The 4941-nt window shown below is 56.1% G+C and carries 5 protein-coding genes; 3 read left to right on the top strand and 2 right to left on the bottom strand.

Annotated elements, in window-relative coordinates; genetic code table 11:
* The 3 genes from H5U02_14010 to H5U02_14000 form a co-directional block, all read left to right on the top strand.
* A partial coding sequence (locus H5U02_14010) for a radical SAM protein (GenBank protein ID MBC7343536.1) occupies nucleotides 1-994 on the top strand: 994 nt, incomplete at its 5' end.
* Between the two features lie 52 nt (nucleotides 995-1046).
* Complete coding sequence (locus H5U02_14005) at nucleotides 1047-2627, top strand: GNAT family N-acetyltransferase (protein MBC7343535.1); 1581 nt, start codon at nucleotides 1047-1049, stop codon at nucleotides 2625-2627.
* A gap of 173 nt (nucleotides 2628-2800) precedes the next feature.
* Nucleotides 2801-3379, top strand: coding sequence for a UbiX family flavin prenyltransferase (locus tag H5U02_14000; protein MBC7343534.1), 579 nt, complete (start codon nucleotides 2801-2803; stop codon nucleotides 3377-3379).
* A 33-nt stretch (nucleotides 3380-3412) separates the two neighbouring features.
* On the opposite strand, the gene H5U02_13995 is transcribed toward H5U02_14000, so the two are convergent.
* Both H5U02_13995 and H5U02_13990 read right to left on the bottom strand, forming a co-directional pair.
* Complete coding sequence (locus H5U02_13995) at nucleotides 3413-3598, bottom strand: hypothetical protein (protein MBC7343533.1); 186 nt, start codon at nucleotides 3596-3598, stop codon at nucleotides 3413-3415.
* 440 nt (nucleotides 3599-4038) lie between these two features.
* A complete protein-coding gene (locus tag H5U02_13990) occupies nucleotides 4039-4677 on the bottom strand; it encodes a hypothetical protein (protein MBC7343532.1) in 639 nt (212 codons plus the stop codon).
* Nucleotides 4678-4941 lie beyond the last annotated feature (264 nt).

Below are 4941 nucleotides of genomic sequence, written 5' to 3'. Positions count from 1 at the left end.
AGCCACTTACGCTAGCGTTCCTGCCTTTAGTGGGTATGCACGCTTATCCCCCTATCGCTTGAAGCTGGACAAGGCTACCGAGCAAGCTGAACTCCTCCATCTGGCGAGCGAGGCGGATCAGCCCCAGCGGGTACCGATTAGCTTTCCGGTCAAGCGCGAGTACTTTGCCGAAAATGTGGACGGCATCCCCGTTAGCCAATTAGCTTTACTCCATGGAGTGGATTGCTTGGCTTCCACGGTGATCCAGGAATGTGCGATTTGGTCAAGTCCCAAACGATGCCAGTTCTGCGGAATCGGGTTATCCTTGGCCCGGGGCCATACTACCAGAATCAAGTCGCCGGAGCAACTGGCTCAAGCAGCTGCGATTGCCCAGCGCTACGGGGCTTGCCATGTTACCCTAACTAGCGGTTCCTTCCCGGGCGCAGGAAAGGAGTTTCGGGCTCTAAGTCGGGCCACGGCCGCCATAAAGGCTGCCACCGGGCTTCCGGTTCAAGTTCAAATTCTGCCACCTCATGATACCGACTGCCTGCAGATGCTTCGGGATTGGGGAGCGGATACGGTTGGCATTCATGTTGAGAGTTTTGATGGGAATGTATGGCAACGGGTAGCGCCCTATAAAGCTGAGTTGGGCCTCTCCGTTTTTTGGAAGGCATGGGAAAAGGCAGTAGACATATTTGGTCCCAACCAAGTGATTTCCTATATTTTGGTCGGCCTGGGAGAGGACGATAAGTCTATCCTTGAGGGCGTGCGACAATTAGCCGAGATTGGGGTATACCCCTTTGTGGTCCCGTTTCGTCCCATACCGGGCACCAATTTGGGCAATCAGTTGCCGCCGCCACCCGAGCGCATGCGCCGTCTGTACCTGGAGATAGCTGGTATCCTCAATGAAAATGAGCTTTGGCACCACGATATTCGTGCTGGGTGTGGCCGATGCATATCCTGTTCTGCGCTACCCGATTATCAGGACTGGATGGCTCAGGAGGCCAACCAATAATGGCGTGGCCACTATGGATGGGTGCGCGCTCTGCACAGATGGGGGGATCAAATTGGAAGCTTTGGCAGAGAAGAGCCGTCCCCACCATGATAAGATAGAGATCCTTCGGGCTGAAACTGAGGAGCACTTTGCTGCCGTCAAGTGTATTCGGCGCCAAGTATTTGTTGAGGAACAAAAGCTATTTCCCGATACCGACGAGGACGTATTCGACCGCCGGTCTATTTATCTCTTGGCCTTGAAAGGCAAAGAAGCGGTGGGCACGGTACGGCTATTTCCTGCTTATAAACAAGTTTGGGTTGGGGGTAGACTGGCAGTATTGCCGCAAGCCCGGGGAGCGATAGGTAAGCTGTTGGTGAACCGGGCAGTTCAGCTCGCCTCCGAGCTAGGCGCCCGCCGGTTTATTGCCCACATTCAAGAACAAAACCTGCCCTTTTTTAGCCGTCTAGGGTGGGTACCCATCTCCTCGCCTCGCCTTTACAAAGGCTATCCCCACCTGTGGATGGAATTCCCCATGACTGAAGCTCAGTTTGGGGTCGAAGGAAATTCTTCCCTGCTTAGGCCGGCGCCTGCGCCTGGTTTGTCGGCGCCATCCGACCCAGACGAAGAGGTGGACCTAGCTCAGCTGGTGGCCAAGCTCAAGTCAAGTCCCGCTTGGAGACGAAAAGCTGCCATAGGCGAAATCGCCTCTATTTTCTCCTCCGATAGCCACCAGTTTCTGGCCGGTATAAGTACCCTCGCCAACGCGTTGGTGCTGGGAATGGGAGATGATGCTGCCTATATACCCTGGGGGGAGAGCTTTCTTCTTCTAGCTGCTGACGGCATTCAGCAGGGGGTTACCGTTGATCCTTGGTGGGCCGGGTATTGCTCTATCCTGGTCAACGTTAACGACATTTATGCCATGGGGGGAAGGCCGCTGGCTTGCGTCAATATCATGCAGGGCGGGGATGGGCAGGCGCGCATAGTCATGGCCAAAGGCATGCAGGTAGCAAGCCGCAAATTTGGCGTTCCCGTAGTTGGCGGGCACCTTCATCCCGAGGGCGAACTATCAGTGGCAGTGGCTATCTTGGGAAGCGTTCGGCAAGAGAACCTCATTCCCGACAATGCGGCGCGACCTGCCGACTCTCTAATCGTGGCCATAGATTTAGAAGGACGGTTTCGCAGTGATTTTCCTCACTGGGACTCTACTTCCTTTAAGGAGCCCCAAGCAATACAAAATCGGCTACAAGCCATCGCTAAGCTTGGCGCCTGGAGACCAGTTGCCAACTTCCAGCGCCCCGTACACGCAGCCAAGGATATTTCCAATCCGGGGATCCTTGGTACCTTGGGCATGCTCCTTGAGCATTCTGGTTGTGGGGCGGTTATCCAGCTTGAACGCATCCCCCGTCCCGCAGGATGCCCCTGGCTTAAGTGGCTTACAAGCTACCCCGGATGCGGCTTTGTGTTGGCCGTAGCCCCGTGGGCAACACCAGGCGTACTCAACCAACTTCGAGGGGCGGGTTTTAGTGCCGAGGTTGTGGGCACAGTCACTTCTAACTCGCAAGTGATACTTAAATATGGAGCCCAAAAAACCCTGGTATGGGACTGGCGCCAAGAGTCTTGGGTAGGGCATGCTGCTCGGCCTGGGCAGCAGTAACCAGATGGGTACTGATACTAAGCAGGCGCTAAACAGAAATAGTAGAGCCCTGATTGCAGGCAGGCCAATTTTATGCGAAAATTGGGGGGACAAGCGCCAACAACTTCAGCTTGGGTCGGGCCCCTTAGCAGAAGGAGTGATACCAGTTGTCTCCCCAACGCATAATCATCGGCATGACCGGCGCTACCGGGCAGATCTACGGCGTTCGCCTCCTGGAGGTGTTGCGGGACCGGCCGGATGTGGAAACCCACCTGATCATGTCGCCTTGGGCAGAGAAGACCTTGTTGGCGGAAACGGCTTATTCGCCGGAAGCGGTGAGGGCTCTAGCCACCAAGGTCTACTCCATCGACGACCTGGGGGCGGCCCTTTCCAGCGGTTCCTTCAAGCGGCACGGCATGGTGATTGCCCCCTGCAGCATCAAGACGCTTTCAGCGGTAGCCAATTCCTTCAACATTAACCTCATCGTTCGCGCCGCCGATGTCTGCCTCAAGGAAAAAAAGCCGGTGGTGCTTATGGTCCGGGAGACGCCTTTGCACCTGGGTCACTTGCGGCTGATGGTCCAAGTCAGCGAGGTTGGGGCCACGGTATTGCCGCCAATCCCCGCCTTCTACAACCGCCCCCAAACCTTGGATGATATCATTAACCAAAGCGTGGGTCGGGCCCTAGATATTTTGGGCATCGAGCATGGTTTGTACCGGCCCTGGCAAGGCCTGGCCGAAGATTCGAGGAGCCCGGGCAGTGGCTGGATGTAGGTTAAGGCCGCCGCCGGCGGCCTTAACCTACCCTCAAGGCCGGCAGCCCTCGTTCAACAAGGAGCGGATACGAATGAGGTGCTGCCTTTGCTCCTCCGCAAAGGCTTGAAACATCTTTCTTAAGTCCCGGCTTTTGGTCTGGCGGGCGTAGTTTTGGTAATAGCGGAGGATGGTCTCCTCGTACTTTAACGCTTGGATGAGATTCTCCCGGTCTCCCATCTTATTATTCCTCCCCCAAGCCAATTTAGATGCTTCCGAAACATTTCCCATGCCGGGGCGCTGGCGCCGGCGAAAGACTGGCCTCGCCAGCGATCCGTACGGCTCCCCCTCGCCCTTCGGCGGGGTTCCCGGCCAATTCGACCTCCTGTCTCAAGAGGCCGGCCTCGGACGTCCTGTCCTCGGCCCCGCCTCCGGGCTCGGCCTCGCCAACGGCTCGCAGGGCTCGCCCAAAGTCGCCTTACGCCAGCATCCCCGGCCATTTTCATACTTCCTTCTTTCGGATGCACCCTAATTTAAATCAAGTAGCGATGAATCAATTGTCCTCAATGGCAACCAGGGCCAGCCTGGTGGCGCTGGCCCCGGTATTGATAAGTTTTTAATTCGGCCGGTCGCCCTTCGGGTCGCCCCTTTGCTTGGGCTTCCGGTTGAGCCCTGGACTCTCACTCTGAGGTCGGACCTAAAGTCTGAGGCGGGTAGGGCGGCCACGGAGCCTCCCAGGTGGGGCACTGGCCGGCAACTTGGCACTCAGGCGGCTGCGGGCAGAACCCATACGATGGCACCATGAGTTGCACGTGCGAGTATAGCTTGAAGAGGATTAGCTTGCCGATGCAGGACGTGACTACGGTGGCGTCGGAGAGGAAGCTCTCTACACAGTCCAGGTAGACTTCGCACTGGGGCAAGAGTCCTGGCTCGCCGGCCCGGGCCATCCGCACGGTAATCTCCATGGGGATGGCAGGGGAGGTATAAAGGTGAGGGCCAAGATCATCAGTCCACCGGATGGTATAGGTATAGCTGAAAGTCACTCTAACTCTCCCGCCCGGTAGGATGGTACACGTAGGGCCTACAGTTACCTGAGCTGATACGCATTCCACTGAGGTTATGGTCCCTACTGGTGGTGGCGTAACTGTAGCTAGGTCAACCGTCTCCACGTTGGTCAAGGTCTGGCGGCACTCTTCATATACTTTATCCACCTTGATACAGACTATCTCAGTTGGTGGTGGGCAACCGGTAACCGGGTTGCATGGCCCGGGAACCACCTGCTGTTGGGCGCCTACTCCTTTCTCTTCGTACCCGTTCATGATTAGCCTCCTTTCTAATTGCTGGGGACGATGGCAATTTTGGTTTTGTCATGTTTATGATATGCCGCCCCAAGGTCGAGGGTGATGGAAGGATGCCATGGTCAAGTAAAATTCAGTGACCGTTTTGATCTTCATAGAAGTAAATAGGTCCTTCCGAATCAATGATGATAATGGAACGCAGTAAGCGAAAATCGTCCGGTTGAGGAGGCGGTCATGGGGTAGGAGACAAGGTTTGAGTAAGTCTGGGGCTTGAAGTTGTGCAGC

It is taken from the genome of Clostridia bacterium (assembly GCA_014360065.1).
Lineage (GTDB): Bacteria > Bacillota > DSM-521 > Neomoorellales > JACIYF01 > JACIYF01.
The sequence above is the reverse complement of the archived record's forward strand: the minus strand, read 5'-3'. Positions and strand labels throughout refer to the sequence as shown.

What these genes read in the sequence shown, in the direction of transcription:
- H5U02_13990 (MBC7343532.1), bottom strand. Translation starts at nt 4,677, where the DNA reads ATGAACGGGTACGAAGAGAAAGGAGTAGGCGCCCAACAGCAGGTGGTT.
- H5U02_14000 (MBC7343534.1), top strand. Translation starts at nt 2,801, where the DNA reads ATGACCGGCGCTACCGGGCAGATCTACGGCGTTCGCCTCCTGGAGGTG.
- H5U02_13995 (MBC7343533.1), bottom strand. Translation starts at nt 3,598, where the DNA reads ATGGGAGACCGGGAGAATCTCATCCAAGCGTTAAAGTACGAGGAGACC.